Source organism: Janthinobacterium goodfellowi, from assembly GCF_051380695.1.
In the GTDB taxonomy this organism is placed as follows: domain Bacteria; phylum Pseudomonadota; class Gammaproteobacteria; order Burkholderiales; family Burkholderiaceae_D; genus Janthinobacterium.
Genome location: NZ_JBNYXN010000003.1, coordinates 513,999 through 529,003, shown reverse-complemented (window position 1 = coordinate 529,003; position 15,005 = coordinate 513,999). Strand labels below are relative to the sequence as shown.

Genomic DNA, 15,005 nt, shown 5'->3' with positions numbered 1-15,005 from the left:
ACAATTATAGGCACAAAAATTGAGCAGTGACATGCAATTGCCAGCGATACGACAGTTTCCGTAGACGTAGGTAAAGAAAAACGGTATCCTTCGCATCACTTCAGAAATTCCCCCTACGCGGCTGTAGCTCAGTGGATAGAGTATTGGCCTCCGAAGCCAAGGGTCGTGGGTTCGATCCCCGCCAGCCGCACCAGCATTCATGCGCCTTTCAAGAAGATTAGCGTAATGGAACTTAGCTTCGAATCGTTTTTGGGAAAAGTTTTGGGAAAAATCCCGTAGAAACCTTCCTGATTTTGCGTACGCGGAGACAGCCAATTTTTTCCTATACGTAACTCCACAACTCTGGAGTTACGCCATGTCAAAAAAGCAAAACGGTCGCCTGGAAAAGCATATCTACGTTGAAGAGCGGAGCGGCTCGCTCCGCTTCAAGGTGGTTGTCCCTCCGTTCCAAGATTCTGCAACCTTCTCAACCATGGATGAAGGCGCGCGTTGGGCTCGTCGCCGGCGCGTGGAACTCTTGGAGAGCAAAGCCTCCAACCTGGCCTCGCCGGAACTGCTCCATGCTGTGTCGGCATCTTCCGGTTTCCCACATGCCCCCAAGGCCCCGCTTCCCATCAAACTGTCGGATGTGTTCGACTCTTATCAAAAGAATGACCTTCCAAAGCTTACAGGCAAGGATGCAGAGGCATCGCGTCTGGAAAGGTTGCGCAAATGGTTTGGCGAGCGTACTGTCGATCAATTGGATGAGACCCTCATCGACGAATGGAAGGAGAACCGCCTTGCCGGCAAATTGGGTTCCGGACGCGATCCCAATCGTGCGGCTACCCTGTCCGCTTCCGATGGTGTAAAGCCGCTTACAAAGCATCAGCGTTACACGCGCAAAAAGGCGGCGAAGGAAGTACCGAGCCTACCAATCTATCCTGTCAGCACCCAAACTGCCCGGCATGAACTGAACCTGCTACGTCGGTCGGTAACGAAATACTTCAGTAGAGAAAATCGTTGGCCAACTTATGGGGCTTGGTGGCAAGCCCATTCCCTGATGCGGATGCAGCTTCCAGGCGCTGCAGAGCCCCGCAATCGGCGCGTATCGGATAATGAACTGCTGGCAGTGTTCAACAGTATCAAGTACATGACCTTGAAGTCGGCCATTCTGTTTGCGATATTGACTTCATTGCGTCGTGGTGAAATCGTTTCGTTGCAGTGGGAAGATGTCGACTTCCAGAGGAGGGTGGTACGCCTGAGAAAACCGGGATTTCTCACCAAGACGAAGGTCCACGAGAGAGAGGTTCCGTTGCTGCCTGGCGCTATCAAGCTTCTGCAAGCCCTGGACCCTAAAAAAAGTGGTCCTATCTTCCCCATGCCCGCAACTGACCTTAGTCATGGCTGGCGCAATGCTGCGGACAAGGCGGAAATTTATGATGCCCGGCTCCATGATTGCCGGCGCGAAGCGATTAGTCGGCTTGTTGAGACATGCCAGTTGAGGATGCATGAAGTCGTTTTGTTTTCCGGACATTCTGACATGCGTACGTTAGCAAAGCATTACCTGCGTTTGGACTCAGGGCGGATGGCGGCGCGGCTGGCAGAGAACCCGGATGCGATCAACATGGCACCTTCCCTGTAACGTACATCACGAGTTTTCTTCCTATACTGCAATTTGGGGAGAAAATATGTACCTGACCAAGAAGGAAGTCGCCGAAGTGCTGCGCGTTTCCGTTCGTACTATCACCACCTACATGCAGCAAGGTGCGATCCCCAATCCGAAAAAGATTGGGGGGATTTTGCTCTGGGAGGAGGAGGAACTGCACCGACGTATCAAGCATGCCTCTCCCTGTGCAGTCGAGCCAGAGTGTGTCAAGCGTGGTCGCCCACGAAAAGTGCGGTTTGCATAATACTGGGAGCAGTTGGTCAGATACCGCTGGCACGCTCGACCCTGGCTGACAGGATCGGGCGCGTCGGTGTGTGCCTGCAGCCGCTTGCCGACCGGCTGACAGAACTGCTGCGGCAATACGCTTACCTGCATGCTGATGAAGCCCCAGTGCGCCAACTCGATCCTGGTAGTGGAAAAACACGCCATGCCCTCCTGCAACTAAACGTTGCTGGAGGCTGGGGGCGCTGGCGGCATATGTAAATCAGCCGTCAACGTTCGGGAGGCATAAAAAAAGTACCTCATTTAAGTACCTTATTTGACAGGGAGTTTTCGCAAACTTTGGCTCTTGCCTTTTCTCTCGTCTCTTTTTAGCTTCCAGCCCGACTGTATACCTCATCAGGGCACTGCAACACTTCCTCGTGTCGAGGCAGTGGTAGTAGCCTACAAGGAGCTAAAAAATGAAGAAATTTGAAGTCAGCCGTGTCCATGCCTGCTCGAAACACCCCATCGACAAAGCCGGCCTCCACATCCTGACGTACGATGCCTGTTGCTACGAGCGCCGGGTGAAGCTGTGGAATTTCAACCATCCTGGCGCGAGTATCACTGAAAGTGACCTCGCATGAGCCGCCGTCCTCCTTTTGAACCCATTGGCTATGCGTTGAAGTTGTCGAATTCTGGCAATTACGCTACCTTGGACAACCTTTTTTTCGAGTGGAACGGCAAACATTGGGAAATCGTCAGCGACATTAATGCCATGCGGATGGCGTTGAGCTGGATTGAGGACGGCGATCCTAGCAACGCTAGCGCAGCCAATGCAAAGTCAGCACATCAAACTGCACTGATCCGGCTTCCGGCCCTCCAAGAGGCCACTCACGTTAGCATCATCCCCGTGGGTAATGGCTATCTGCATCTCGACGGCCGTCCAGTGCTGAAGCCACATGACAAGGACCTTGGACTCCGTCATGCTCTCGGGTGTGATTATTTACCCAGCGCGCCAAGACCAAAGATGTTTGAGAATCTGCTGACGCGTGTGCTTCCCGATCCAGCAGTGAGGAAGAGGGTCCAGGAATACATTGGTTACACCTTGCTGCCCGACGCACGTTTCCAACTCGCCCAGATTTGGCTTGGTACTGGCGCGAACGGCAAGGGCACGCTGGCGAACATTGTGCAAGCCCTTCATGGCCGGGCTGTCGCAGCCTCTCCCAGTAAGTTAGACGGATTCCATGCAGCCGTCACACTCGGTGCGTCACTCATTTATTGCGATGAGGCGCCTCCGCAGAACTGGTGTGAACAGACCATCAAATCGATGATTGCTGGCGAAGCTGTACTGATCGACCGTAAGTACTTGTCTCCTATTACGACACGCATTGCTGGCAAGTGGCTCATTCTTGCGAACCATGTTCCATCAGTGAAAGATCAGTCAAATGGCTTCTGGCGGCGGTTCGACGTAGTCCCATTCAGCGTGGAGATTCCAGCCAGTGAACGCGATCCGATGTTGGCCGATCACATCATCAAGCACGAGTTGACGGGGGTGCTGAACTGGGCGCTGGAGGGCCTCCAACGCCTGCTGGAGCGTGGCCGATTCGAAGCTACACTACCGCCTGCGATGACAGCTGCTACACAGGCTGCTCGAACAGAGACGAATTCAGTGCACGCTTGGGTGAACGAAGCATCGATTGAACGCACGACGACCACGGATACATCCAAGTCAGCGGTTTACACGGCTTATGCTATTTGGTGCAAAGAAAACGGCATGTTGCCTGTTGCATCGCCGAAGTTCTGGAAACGTTTGCCCGACTCTGTAGGAGAGATTGTCGAAAGCCGGGCAACCACGGGAGCCGGACGTATTCGAACCTGCAATATTCTTCTACCCTGACCACTTGGTCAACTATGCTGGTCTGAAAAGCAGCCGCTAAAATCGGCTGCTTTTCTTCGTGACCAGATTGACCAAGTTCTACTTCAAAATCATAGCATCAACGCCACATCACTTCACCTCACTTACGCGTGCGCTGAGTGGGGTTAAAAGAAAGTTGTATCTGAACCCCGGTCATAGTGGTCACTTGAAAAATTATGGACGGGCAAAGCGGATTTTGTGACCAAGTTGACACCCGAATGCTGGTCTCCAAGCCCTCGTGGTCTCAACCAACCAGTAGACGATGCTCACGCATCGTCCACGGAGTCATCCTTGAAAGCTGGAACGCCTATGTATCAGCCCGCTTGCAAGCAAGTAGAACAGCGTCAAAGCTGCCTTCGGCAGTGAAACCCCCGACCAGGGCGGACAGGGTCCGCTGCTTTTGAGTAAGCGTTAGGGTATTGCAGTACCTCAGACTGGAGGGAGCGCGGACACTGTCCGCCTGGTTGTCGTATCTGACTACAAAACGTGACAATGTGTGATTATTTCCACAATGAAACATGATATCTTTGGTAACTAACTGAGCCTAGGCAGATTTAGATTTCAGGAAAAGTCCGGTTTCGTACGAAGGAGCGTTAGAAGGCGATGTCGTTCACTGTTTGAAAGGTGATACCACGCCTGGATAACCTCAGCTAATTCATCATCTTCGCAGTAGAAAAATGGTGTGGGCACATTAAGTACCGTTGCTAATCGAGCTGCGGTTTCCACTGGTGGCGCATGCACTCCCGTCTCGTATCTGCTGATTCGCGCACTGGCTGTGGTTTCGTCCAGGCCGATTGCTGTGCCTAACCTATCCTGCGGGATGCCGGCGAGAAGTCTTGCTTCGCGTAAGCGCAGTCCAAATAGAGAAGAGGGAGGTTTAGAGCGGGGAGGCATACTTCGATATTCGTAGAATATGCTTGCGCCGTCTCTACGAAATTCGTAGAATTCTCTATGGCAATATTTTAATGAATGAGTAGAGTCAAATCCCCGCAGAACGAAATTGCCATATAGGAAACATCAAGCATGCCACCGCCCCCCGCACAACTCATCGGCTATCTTTCCCGCGTTGATCGCCCGCATCATGATGCAGTGCTCGCTTTAGTAAAGAGAGCCATTTTGCTTCCCAAACTCATTCGACCGCTGGCGGCGACGATCCTGGCTTATTTGTTGTTGGCTTACGTTGCCGCCCTGGGAACTAAAGCATGGCCGGTTGCAGCAGTTGTCGGCGCCGTGATGCTGCTAGTTACCTTCCTTGACAACAATGTAATGCGTTGGGCGGAGAGAAATAGTTCGCGCATAGCCATGGTTTTCGCAGTTGTTGGATTGTTTTGCGGTCTTGCTGCCACGCTCCTTACCAAAAAGGAGCCGTTGTTCGTTCTTGCGGTCGGCGCTGGGGGATTTTGCGTGACGTGGATCGTGGTCACCATCAGCTTGGTATTCCTGTCCCTTTTGATTAGTTTGCTTTCTTTGCTGTTGCGAGCATTTGCATCTCCCATTGCGGCCCCGGTACTGGCCATATTTGCAAAAATCCACAATCGCTTACTGTGTACGAAATATAAAGGTTGGGTAACGTCGCAGGGTGCACCTATCATCGAATTTGGCAGCGAGGGCGTGAAAAGCTTTGCACCTGGCAATGAGGCGATCTTTGTGCCATCTCCGCATTTGCGTCGCGGCGGTGCGGCAATGGCAGCAGGGATTCCACTGTTTGCCTACCATGAACTAGGGAATAGCGACATCGTCGACCAGCGTATGAATGCAGCTCTTGCGGCGTTACGTGCCACTGCAAGTGACAACGATGAATGCATCGCAAATCACCAGTTCTTCGATTTCAATCCTGCCAATGGACTCCCCATGGTGGCCGGGATAGGTAGCGTGGATGTGATGGGCAATGCTTTTGGCACTGACAGTCATCAGTCTTATCACGATGCGGATATGGGACATGACAGCTTCAACAATCACTGATCGCATGATTTTCCTGGCTTGAACGGAAACTTGTTGAGCGATATCAATCATTAAATATTTAGGATGAAAATATGGGCAAGAAAGTAGTTTTGAAAACCGTGATGGCCGGCTTGCTCATCTACGGCGCGCATGGGGCTGTCGCTGCGGATATTCGTGACCAGTTCAATGTGCAAACATCAAAAGCTGAGCTAGTGGTGCCAAATGCGCGCGCTCAGGATGTGGCGGCGCAAGTCAAGGATGCCTTGTCACAGTTCGCTATTCCAACCTCATATAACGTGCACAGTCTTCCGGCGGCGTTGCCTGCTCGCCCTCTGGAGCCGACGCTCCAAGATTTCTTGGTCCAGGGGCAGCCTGTCAGTGAGTACCAGTGTCGCAACGGATACGCAGAAGTCACCAAGACTCCGGCACCGATCAAAAATCCATTCATGTTTGCCGCTGAACGTGTGCAAGCTTGTCTGTACCCGTTTGCGAGTGGCGTGAAGATTTATCTGATCTTTGCGTCCGTCAAGAAGACCGAATCGCTGACCTCCGGTCTGTTCAACGGCATTACCAGCGCTATCCGAGGCAAAGACGAAGACTACAATGCCAAGCGCCTGAAAGAAGAGATTGCGGCCATACGCAAGAATCTGCCTCAGTTGCTGGTTGAGAAAATCGATGTTCCTGGCGCTACGCTTGAAGAACCGGATAAGGATACTGTGGCCAAGTTGATGCCGGCCAGGAGCGAAACACCTGTTCAGCCGTCCGTGGCAGCATTGCCCGCTGGTACGCCATTGGCATCTGGGACTGGCGGCGTGGCACCACAGAACAACAGTAAAGTGGAAGCGCGCAAAAGCCTTGCAGGAATGGGATTGACGTATCACTCGGTCGAGCAGTTCTTTGCAGCCATTCGCCGGGATGATGACGTGGCGGTTCAGCTCTTCCTGGCCGCAGGTTCCATGAAAATACTTACCAAAGACGCGAATGGCAAGACTCCGGAGCAAGCGGCCCTGGAATCGAGTGCATCGGCCGCTTGGGAAGCGATCAAGCAGTTTGCAGCTGCTAACCCTCAGGCAGCGGCCAAGGAACCGAACAATCCAGCCGCAGACCCTGCACAAGCGCTTGCCGTAGCCCGGGAGTCCTTGTCACCGGAGGTGCTGGCGGGGATTGAGAGAATGATTAAAGAGCAGCGTCTGAGTGGAGCTGAGGCGGAAGCCTTCCGCACTAAGGCGACACTCCAGTATGCGATTCAATTCAAAGGCATACCTAAGTCGATGATGCAGTAGCAGAACGGGGAGCGGATTTCTGGAAGCGCACGTGCGCATGAGGCTCTGGGTAAGACGACGCAGGCGGCGCGATGGCGGTGCGTCTTCATGTACGTTCAATATGAGGCAGAAGCATGTTCGATTTTTTGAATGCTGTCTATTTGGCAGCCATTCTGTTTTCCAGCATCACCATGTATCCGGTAGGCGAAACCGCCGTGCCGATTCAACTGGGTGGTGCTGTAGAGCTGCGATTTGTGCGCGAATGGTGGCGCGATGATGGTGATGGCAAGTGCTCGTACACTGGTATGGTGGTTCCTTTTGACCGTACCTGGCCGGAAGAAGTAGACCGTGGTGGCGAGCGAGTAATTCTGCCCCCTGAACCTGGAAAAATCGCAGGTTACGTTGCGATAATCAACCGCAAGACGTGCAAAGATAAAGAGGCTGAAGTCATTTTAAGAGCTGGTGTTGTTCGTACCCGGACACTGCTTTTCGGTAGCCGCGGTCCGCAGGTGGACAAGCATACTTTTTTTCCAGCCGGAGATATGCTCGAGACCCCTGCTGAGAAAATACAACCCTGGTTCCCTCAAATTGTCGGGCGTCTGGAGCGCCTCAGTGAGCAAGATGAAGCGGCTAAGGCATTCCTTGCTACAAGCGCGTCAGAACTGGCCACAGTTCTGACTGGTCGTAACGGCAAGTCGCAAGCTACGGTTCAAGTACAAGAAAGTACCGACACAGTTACGAGCGATAATCAGCTGTTGAATTGAATCTTGCTGCGGGTGTTCTACGCACTTTATCGAGCAGCGATCTACTCGACGTATCACTTGGCTAGTCTGCCGTGCAATCCTGCTGCCAAGGGAGTCGTGTAAGCTCCAAACGGTCTGCGTCCAGTTGAAAAATAGCAAGGCGCTCGCTCAGAATCTGGGCATCGAGTTCGCGGATTTGGCGCGGATATCCGCTGTCTGGCCGATGCGTTAATGCTGCGTGCAGGCGTTTACCGATAGTTTTGGCGCCGGGGGCGGTAACGACAAACCATACCCTATCGACCAAGGGTGCTGGATGCTCAAAGACACGTCTCAAAAACCAGACAAGTTTCTGCATGTCTCGTGCTCCTCGCCAACCGTTCTCTACCTCGACCCAGATCGGTCCGGAGGCGCCGTGTAGCAGCAGGTCAGGAATCTTTTGAAGACTGGTGCCCTCGTCGTCTTTATAGCTGAAGGATGATAGCTTGACAGGTGCGCTACCTGCCCGAATTTCCAGCTCTGACCAGCCAATGTGCTCGTCGAGTCCCCTGGTTACAGCGGCAAAAATTGAATTGCATGCTGTACGGTGTTTGTGTGCATGACGAATCCAGTCACGTGCGTGCGTACGCCCGTTTGGCATCTCGACAAGCTCCGCGAGTGCGGCCACTCCAGCACGATTCAATGCCAACATCATCTCGCCGGCAACACAGTCTCCATCGCGCTTTTTCACCAGATAGCCTAGAGCCAACAGACTGCGAATTGTACGACCGGCCATTTTTCGGCTGCTAATGTCGCATGTGCCAAAAACGGCCCTTGCGATTTGCCGGGTAGTTGCGTAACCCACACGAGCCAAAAATTTAAGGGTCTTCGCCCGATACTCGCGTCCGATCTGTTGTTTACTTTTCATTCAGAAAATCCTCCACATTGTTATCTTGTATAGCGTATTTGGTGGAGGTGGCAGCGGTCGGCTACGTTCAACTTCTGCAACCTTATCGTTCAGGACGTTCTCTTTCGTTGTTTCTGCTGATAGCTCCTCAGGTGGAAACATCGTTTGTACCGTGTTTGATGGTTTTGGTAAGCGCCTTTTCTCCGCCCGTTGGGCTGCGCGGAGTTGAACACTCCTTGCGGGACAGCGTATTCGGCTTCACGGGCTGGACGCCCTACCGAATACTTCGGGGCCAGTGCCCCGATGTCCTGCGGCCCCGGCTGCGCTCGGGTTACCCGCTTTCTGCGGCGCCCAAAGCTTACGCTGTGGGCGGTCCCGAGGGACTCGACCTTATCCTTCGGAATGCGGTCGCCCTTGAAACCAGGTAACCCGACCGCAGTCGGGGCCGGGGGCTTCGCCCCCCAGTGGGCGGTCAGCGCTTGGGGCGCTTCAATTTGACCTGCACGGTCAATTGCCCTCCCACTGGCTCCCCCGGTTGCACTGTTCCGCGTAGGCGCGGAACAGTCGCTCCGGCCGTGTGGCCTACGCGCCCCTTCGGGTGCGAGCATTTGCTGGCCGAGTGGCATGTGTTGAGATTATAGATGGCACCTGCCCAAAGCGTTCCGAGCACATTTTCTTCGAAAATGTCCCCGGGATAGAGAGGAGCGCGCCAAGTAGAACTTATGATTGTTTGTCAAAAGGGCTTGCAGTATAGGCAGAATTCGATAGAGGAAAGAAACTCTGAAACTGTTCCTTTCCTCCTATACTAAGTGGGAGGAAATATGTTGCCGCAATTCTACCAGGGGATGATTTGCGAAAAGGAAATAGACAAACATTCTCGCGGGGGGAGAGGAGGGGCCCCTGTACCTCTCCCCCCGCACCCGAGTAAGGGACGTGCTTTCATCCGACTGCGCGTTATCAATATTTCTTGCGCTGGTTATAAATACACTAGTAATTTTTGTTCAAAGTTTTTTGCAATTGGATAAGGCAAGGTGAGTAGATTTATGTTGCATTTGCCCGACGTAAGGTTAAATTAGTTAAGGGAGTGCTCTCCTTAATTTAGACATTAGTTATCATTTAAATATTCATTATATTGCATAGTAAATAATGTGGAAATCGAATTTATTATGGAGTGTATCTATTGTCGAAGTTTTATAGTTGAGTTGACGTTGGAGTTTGCATGAGACAAATTTATATTTTCAGTCAACTCTCCATGCTACCAAATTTCTTAGCAATCCTGAAATTACTGTTTGGTAACGATATTTCCTTTTTTTGACTCAAATAGTCGAATTAAGTAAGGTGGTGTAATTTTTATAAGGTCTTCATTTTTTATGAAGCGCATATTATGTATGTAAAGAAGATTATTCATTGTAACTGGTATTTTTCCTAATGAAAGAATTTCGGCGATAATTTCTTCTCGACTTGTTCTGTATATTGTCTTTGCATCTTTAGGATTTTTGTCTAACCAATTAATTATGTTGTCATCTAAATTGTGATCAGAAAACCGAAGGCGAAATTTCGATCTAATCATGGCTGGCCAATTTTTATTCTTGTAGTTTATGTGAGCTTGATCGTCAAGAATTTTCAGCATAGTCCACTCAGAGGTTTCGAGAGCTGCAAAGACACCATTAAATGCTCTGCTACCCCAATTTAAATCGTTCCAATCTTCTGGAAATTTGTATCGAAGGTCATGTTCTACTTCATGCCACCCCTCAGAAAGAATGGTTCTTATTTGCACTTCGAAAGTCTGATCGATCATGCCGTGGATTGCGGGTGAAATTGAAACTGAATCAAATATCTCTGATGGTATTTTAAAAATCAAATTGTATCTAGTGGGACCAAATTTTGTAATCTCAGGAAGATCAATGGTAGACGAATTGCTGTCATATTCGAAATTATTGCAAAGAAGAGATTTTGCTAATTCGATATCATCACTGAAATAGAGGCACACCCTAATTCCAATTAGGTCTTGTATTTTTTTATTTGGGCCATATTTTCCAGGATTTTTCTTGATCTTCCTCTCAAGTGAGTTAGAAGATTTTCCTCGATGGAATGTCCTAAAAAATAACCCTGCTGAGTTTAAAATGTTATCTATTTTTGCTGCTAGTGTTTTTGCTTCTGATTCGTAGTTCATTGTCACTTTTCCAATATTTTGGCAATTTCACCGAGCTTGGTAATATTTATTCCTATCCAGCTTTTTTGATTCGCATTAACTAGATATCCTTCGCGTTTTAATTCCACTATTGAGGCCGCAACCGCTTCTGGGGTAACATCGTCATCAGTTTTTCCATAGAAGATCGAGAGCGGTCTATGAGCAAATGTAATAGACTCTTTTCCAACTGGCCAAAATTTCTCAAAAATGAACTTCCAGACAACGTTCTGAGGCTCTTTGTCATTATTGTTGTCGTCATCATTATGAAGTTTAAGTGTGGAAATTACGTTACCACTTTCTTCAACACATCCATGGAACGTTGATGGAGTTAAATTATCTTTTGGAGACGTTATATTGCATTGGTAAATATGGCAGTCAACAAAGCAGCAGTTTATTATGTTTTCTCCATAAATAGTGCATCCTCTAAAAGTACAATTGCAAAGTGTGGCGTCTTCAAGTTTTCCAATTTTAAATAGCTCAGAATCTTCAAAAACCGTATCATTAATTGTTGAATTTTTGTATATGCCATCAACTCTTTTCAGCAATCGAGACTCAAAAGATATTCGATTTTGATCAGATATTGCGCCAGTGACCCATTTTAGTTTTTGCCAAAGAGCTGCTGTTACTTCCTTTGATTTTGAAGCATATGCTTCAATCGCAACCTCAATAAATAATTCTTCGCCAATCCATTCATTTCCTTGGTATTCTAATATGGACTTTCCGACATAACTTCCTAGTACAAAGTCGTTAATGAAGCCGATCCTATCATCTGAGGAAATCCGATCAAGGAACGCGTGATTGCTCAACTTGATGGCCAACTCTTCAAGGTCTGGTTTCTCATCAGCAGAGTATTTCAATCTAGTTTCTTCAAGGAGAGCTAATTCGTTTTCAATTAAGTACCGAGTAATTTCTGCTCTGTGGTCCTTTGTGTAATTCCTGGCGACCATGTCGGCAGCTAATCTCGTAAGTAGTTGACTTTGCTGCAGCGGCGTCATATGAAGATTTTGACGTTTCTGTTCGCGCTCAAGCATTGCATTAAAGTAACGATCATGTATTGATTCCGGATTTTTTATGGCATCGTTGAATCCCTCATCCGACATAAAGCTTAAGTATGATAAAAGAACAGGGTTTGAAATATTTGGTAATGATATTCCGGCTTCCTCAAGACTTGTAATACGATTGCTTTGGAGCCAATCCCTGATTTCTGGCTCAAGCAAGCTGAGTCGTAATGTTTCGAAATGCTCTTGATGGCTGTCAGCCCAGTTGTAAAAACCTTCCCCCTCAAGAATTGCAGTTTTTCGTGTAGTTAAAATTACTTTTGAATTTCCTCTGAGGAGCTTTGCGATAGTTTCAAGCATAGCTTCAGATTTTTCAAAATCACTCTCGTCTTTGGAGCCTCGCAATAGCTCATCGAAGCCATCAAGTACGACTACAATATTTCCATTCGTTATTTCGCTTTCCACTAATGTGGAAGATAAGGAAGGGAATGATCTATCTATTTCCTCGAGAAGAATATGTCGAAATATTTTTGCTTTTCTGTCGCGCGACAGTTCAGCCAGCATAACAATAGGGCCAGAAATATCCTTTGATAACTTGTTGCATATTTCGAATGCTGTAGACGTTTTCCCAAATCCCGCAGCCGCTTCAATCAATATTAATTTTGGCCCATTCCCTAAAATTTCGGTTGTGATCCTATTTATAACAGGAGAGTCTCCGTTTACTTCGCCATTCGTTAAGTATGGTGCGGAAATGTAATTGTAGTTTCTTGCATTAGTTGGATAAGACTTGACTACTTTCGTAACGTAGGAGTCATATTCACTGGATATTTTACGCTTTGCTTTGGCACTCTGAAAAAAACCATCAAAAAGCTCTTTGTGAACTTCATCGTTTGATTGGGGTTTTAATTCCTTTACTGAAAAACCTAATTTCTTTAATTCAATACTAGAATGCGATAAGTCGGAGTTTTTGGATTTCGCAACAACATAGGCATTGTCAAAAACACCCTGTTTTATGGTGAAGATGTCGGCCTGGTTATTGGAAAACTCTGGCATGAAATTAAAGCCATATTGTTCGAATAATGCCTTCATTATTTTCCAATCATTCATTGTTAGTGTGAGAATATAATAGCTGGAATTTAATTTTATCATAATATTTCTCATCGAATCTATCTAAAAGTAACATTGTTTATTTTTTTTTTGCGAAAAAATATAGCCTATGAGTATTAAATGAGTTTCTATTAAATAGATTGCTGCGTGAAAAAATAGAAATTGGCTGCTGCTATCCGACTATTGCGCACTTTGCCTTTTTTCCTGGGGCCGCATATGTGTTACCGCTGTTATTTTCGAGGATGGGGCTTAACGTGTGTTGTGCAGGGGGGGGGCAGTTGTACACGCTATGCTTTCAGTCTCTCTTGCAATATGCTTAACAGACATGTACCTTTCATACAGCGCGCTTGATCGCGCTGGGATAGTGCCTGCTGATGCCATGAGGGAAGAAAAATGGATGACGACGAATACGAGTTTTGGATAGATGCTTATACGCCCGAAACCATCCCAATGGAGCGGTTGGCGAAGTACCTTGCCGCGCTGGCGAAGATGATGGGACATAGTTCGAGCGTTCACTTTGACCGCTTAGAGACTGGTAGCACGAAAAGTCTGATGAAGGTTCAACGTGAAGACGCCCCCAAGGTGTTTGATCGAGTGGAGCTTATCGCTAAGCGACAGGCAGCGAATGATGCCGCAGCAGCGTTTGATGAGTTGAACTCACTGCTGCGCGATGACAGTGCAGTCGGAAAGTTGAGCCGGAAGACTCCAGACTCTCAGACCTCTGCGGTTGTGCTGAATTTCCTGGGCCGGGAGCTTCCGAAGCCTGCGACCTACGGCCCGTTCAACGAAGATGCTGTAGTTGAAGGGGAGCTTGTCAGGATTGGTGGCAAGGATAAGAGCGCGCATGCGCTGATTGTCGATCCTGAAGGTAAATCGTGGTCAGGAGAGATGGACAGAGACTTAGCCCGTGACATGGCTCAGTACCTCTATAAAGGGACAGTGCTACGTGTTTCGGGTGAGGCCCGATGGGAACGATTGGAGAATGCTTCGTGGCGTCTCATGGTGTTCAAAATTAAGAGCTTCAAGGTACTTGCCGACGATACGTTAGACGACGCTACAAAGCGACTGCGAAGCCTTCATAAAACAGACTGGAATAACGTCGGTGACGTTGATGCGTTTATTACTGCCTCGCGCGGGGAAAGTGACGGGTTGCACTGATGGTCGTCTTTGATACTTCAATTCTGGCGCTTGCTTTTGACGAAAATGCTAACCCTCCGACTGACCCGGCGACAGGTCAATTGCTCACGGAGTGTTCGGCGCGAATCGATCATTTAATTAAGTCCTTGAGTACGGCAAAAACTCGCGTGCTGATTCCTACGCCCGTAATGGCGGAATATCTGGTCCGTGCAGGGATGGACAGAGATAAGCGCCTCGCTGAACTGACTGGTTCGCGTGTCTTCGTAATTGCGCCGTTCGATATTCGAGCTGCCGTCGAGTGTGCTGGCATTGAGGATGCGGATTACGTAAAACTTCGCGCTGTGCCAGAAAGCGAAACCAAGGCAAAAGTGAAGTTCGACCGGCAGATCATTGCTACAGCTATAGCACGCAGTGCCATGGTCATTTACACCGGGGATGTTGGGCTCGCTTCTCGTGCCAAGCGTAACAACATTGAAGTTGTGATGACATGGGAGCTCTCTTTGCCGCCTGTCGATCCTCAATTTGAGCTTCAGTACGGCGAGGAAGAGATGGGACACGTCGCGGTTCTATCCGCGCAATGCATGGGCGAGTAGCTGCTGCTCGTTGTCATGGGTATGCAACTGGATAACAGTCATGGGCTTGGGAAAAATCTTGGGAAAAATTACCCCCGATTTTCTTCCCAACCTTTCCTTTGCTTGCCTAATTTCACAGGTGGGAATATGATGTAAATTCAAGGAGTTACAGTAAAATAAGCCAGTTTTCGTATTCGTCTAACGAGCCTCCGAAGCCAAGGGTCGTGGGTTCGATCCCCGCCAGCCGCACCAAGATTTTCCCTTCAAAATTCGACATCATCCGCAAGTTCCGCAGGCCAAGCACCGTGCGAGATACCTGTCCCGCAGAGCCTTGTATTGCCCCGCCAATTTTGGTTTTTCAATAAATATTGCTATCCTGCACTAATAATTTGATATTGAGAAAATATTAA

13 protein-coding genes, 1 tRNA gene and 1 pseudogene are annotated in these 15,005 nt (G+C 48.9%); 11 read left to right on the top strand and 4 right to left on the bottom strand.

Translation table 11 applies throughout. The features are described 5' to 3' along the window. The first annotated feature begins 117 nt into the window (after positions 1-117). The 6 genes and pseudogenes from ACQ4WQ_RS14790 (at position 118) to ACQ4WQ_RS14765 (ending at position 3,743) form a co-directional block, all read left to right on the top strand. Positions 118-193 (top strand) — tRNA-Arg (locus ACQ4WQ_RS14790). Between the two features lie 162 nt (positions 194-355). After that, positions 356-1,621: a site-specific integrase gene (locus ACQ4WQ_RS14785; RefSeq protein WP_436498040.1), complete on the top strand. Its 1,266-nt coding sequence runs from the start codon at positions 356-358 to the stop codon at positions 1,619-1,621. Between the two features lie 46 nt (positions 1,622-1,667). Continuing rightward, on the top strand, positions 1,668-1,889 hold the full coding sequence (locus tag ACQ4WQ_RS14780) for a helix-turn-helix transcriptional regulator (RefSeq protein ID WP_436479128.1): 222 nt from the start codon (positions 1,668-1,670) through the stop codon (positions 1,887-1,889). Between the two features lie 23 nt (positions 1,890-1,912). After that, positions 1,913-2,083, top strand: a pseudogene (locus ACQ4WQ_RS14775) (IS66 family transposase); the annotation flags it as partial. A 242-nt stretch (positions 2,084-2,325) separates the two neighbouring features. After that, positions 2,326-2,490, top strand: coding sequence for a hypothetical protein (locus ACQ4WQ_RS14770; protein ID WP_436479127.1), 165 nt, complete (start codon positions 2,326-2,328; stop codon positions 2,488-2,490). Further along, positions 2,487-3,743, top strand: a complete 1,257-nt coding sequence (locus tag ACQ4WQ_RS14765; protein ID WP_436479126.1) for a DNA primase family protein — start codon at positions 2,487-2,489, stop codon at positions 3,741-3,743. The genes ACQ4WQ_RS14770 and ACQ4WQ_RS14765 overlap by 4 nt, the downstream gene beginning before the upstream one ends. A 579-nt stretch (positions 3,744-4,322) precedes the next feature. Here ACQ4WQ_RS14765 and ACQ4WQ_RS14760 read toward each other — a convergent pair. After that, complete coding sequence (locus tag ACQ4WQ_RS14760) at positions 4,323-4,655, bottom strand: helix-turn-helix domain-containing protein (protein ID WP_436479125.1); 333 nt, start codon at positions 4,653-4,655, stop codon at positions 4,323-4,325. A 129-nt stretch (positions 4,656-4,784) separates the two neighbouring features. Here ACQ4WQ_RS14760 and ACQ4WQ_RS14755 point away from each other — a divergent pair, with 129 nt between their 5' ends. The 3 genes from ACQ4WQ_RS14755 to ACQ4WQ_RS14745 all read left to right on the top strand — a co-directional run bounded on the left by ACQ4WQ_RS14755 (position 4,785) and on the right by ACQ4WQ_RS14745 (position 7,728). Beyond that, positions 4,785-5,723, top strand: coding sequence for a hypothetical protein (locus ACQ4WQ_RS14755; protein WP_436498038.1), 939 nt, complete (start codon positions 4,785-4,787; stop codon positions 5,721-5,723). Positions 5,724-5,794: 71 nt separating this feature from the next. After that, positions 5,795-6,985 (top strand): hypothetical protein, encoded by a 1,191-nt coding sequence (locus tag ACQ4WQ_RS14750; protein WP_436498036.1) that lies wholly within the window; start codon positions 5,795-5,797, stop codon positions 6,983-6,985. A gap of 113 nt (positions 6,986-7,098) precedes the next feature. Then, positions 7,099-7,728 carry a hypothetical protein gene (locus ACQ4WQ_RS14745; protein WP_436498034.1) on the top strand — a complete coding sequence of 210 codons (630 nt, stop codon included), beginning with the start codon at positions 7,099-7,101 and terminating at the stop codon, positions 7,726-7,728. 61 nt (positions 7,729-7,789) lie between these two features. On the opposite strand, the gene ACQ4WQ_RS14740 is transcribed toward ACQ4WQ_RS14745, so the two are convergent. The 3 genes from ACQ4WQ_RS14740 to ACQ4WQ_RS14730 all read right to left on the bottom strand — a co-directional run bounded on the left by ACQ4WQ_RS14740 (position 7,790) and on the right by ACQ4WQ_RS14730 (position 12,868). Continuing rightward, positions 7,790-8,611, bottom strand: a complete 822-nt coding sequence (locus tag ACQ4WQ_RS14740; RefSeq protein ID WP_436498032.1) for a replication-relaxation family protein — start codon at positions 8,609-8,611, stop codon at positions 7,790-7,792. Between the two features lie 1,261 nt (positions 8,612-9,872). Next, entirely contained in the window at positions 9,873-10,763 is an 891-nt protein-coding gene (locus tag ACQ4WQ_RS14735) for a RelA/SpoT-related domain-containing protein (protein ID WP_436498030.1), read from the bottom strand. 2 nt (positions 10,764-10,765) lie between these two features. After that, positions 10,766-12,868 carry an NACHT domain-containing protein gene (locus ACQ4WQ_RS14730; RefSeq protein WP_436498028.1) on the bottom strand — a complete coding sequence of 701 codons (2,103 nt, stop codon included), beginning with the start codon at positions 12,866-12,868 and terminating at the stop codon, positions 10,766-10,768. 411 nt (positions 12,869-13,279) lie between these two features. On the opposite strand from ACQ4WQ_RS14730, the gene ACQ4WQ_RS14725 reads away from it, so the two are divergent. After that, complete coding sequence (locus tag ACQ4WQ_RS14725; RefSeq protein WP_436498026.1) at positions 13,280-14,044, top strand: hypothetical protein; 765 nt, start codon at positions 13,280-13,282, stop codon at positions 14,042-14,044. Continuing rightward, on the top strand, positions 14,044-14,616 hold the full coding sequence (locus ACQ4WQ_RS14720; protein WP_436498024.1) for a PIN domain-containing protein: 573 nt from the start codon (positions 14,044-14,046) through the stop codon (positions 14,614-14,616). The genes ACQ4WQ_RS14725 and ACQ4WQ_RS14720 overlap by 1 nt, the downstream gene beginning before the upstream one ends. Positions 14,617-15,005: the final 389 nt, after the last annotated feature.

Excerpts from the sequence above, each read along its gene's own strand:
- ACQ4WQ_RS14785 (WP_436498040.1), top strand. The coding sequence starts at position 356 with ATGTCAAAAAAGCAAAACGGTCGCCTGGAAAAGCATATCTACGTTGAA.
- ACQ4WQ_RS14780 (WP_436479128.1), top strand. The coding sequence starts at position 1,668 with ATGTACCTGACCAAGAAGGAAGTCGCCGAAGTGCTGCGCGTTTCCGTT.
- ACQ4WQ_RS14770 (WP_436479127.1), top strand. The coding sequence starts at position 2,326 with ATGAAGAAATTTGAAGTCAGCCGTGTCCATGCCTGCTCGAAACACCCC.
- ACQ4WQ_RS14765 (WP_436479126.1), top strand. The coding sequence starts at position 2,487 with ATGAGCCGCCGTCCTCCTTTTGAACCCATTGGCTATGCGTTGAAGTTG.
- ACQ4WQ_RS14760 (WP_436479125.1), bottom strand. The coding sequence starts at position 4,655 with ATGCCTCCCCGCTCTAAACCTCCCTCTTCTCTATTTGGACTGCGCTTA.
- ACQ4WQ_RS14755 (WP_436498038.1), top strand. The coding sequence starts at position 4,785 with ATGCCACCGCCCCCCGCACAACTCATCGGCTATCTTTCCCGCGTTGAT.
- ACQ4WQ_RS14750 (WP_436498036.1), top strand. The coding sequence starts at position 5,795 with ATGGGCAAGAAAGTAGTTTTGAAAACCGTGATGGCCGGCTTGCTCATC.
- ACQ4WQ_RS14745 (WP_436498034.1), top strand. The coding sequence starts at position 7,099 with ATGTTCGATTTTTTGAATGCTGTCTATTTGGCAGCCATTCTGTTTTCC.
- ACQ4WQ_RS14740 (WP_436498032.1), bottom strand. The coding sequence starts at position 8,611 with ATGAAAAGTAAACAACAGATCGGACGCGAGTATCGGGCGAAGACCCTT.
- ACQ4WQ_RS14735 (WP_436498030.1), bottom strand. The coding sequence starts at position 10,763 with ATGAACTACGAATCAGAAGCAAAAACACTAGCAGCAAAAATAGATAAC.
- ACQ4WQ_RS14730 (WP_436498028.1), bottom strand. The coding sequence starts at position 12,868 with ATGAAGGCATTATTCGAACAATATGGCTTTAATTTCATGCCAGAGTTT.
- ACQ4WQ_RS14725 (WP_436498026.1), top strand. The coding sequence starts at position 13,280 with ATGGATGACGACGAATACGAGTTTTGGATAGATGCTTATACGCCCGAA.
- ACQ4WQ_RS14720 (WP_436498024.1), top strand. The coding sequence starts at position 14,044 with ATGGTCGTCTTTGATACTTCAATTCTGGCGCTTGCTTTTGACGAAAAT.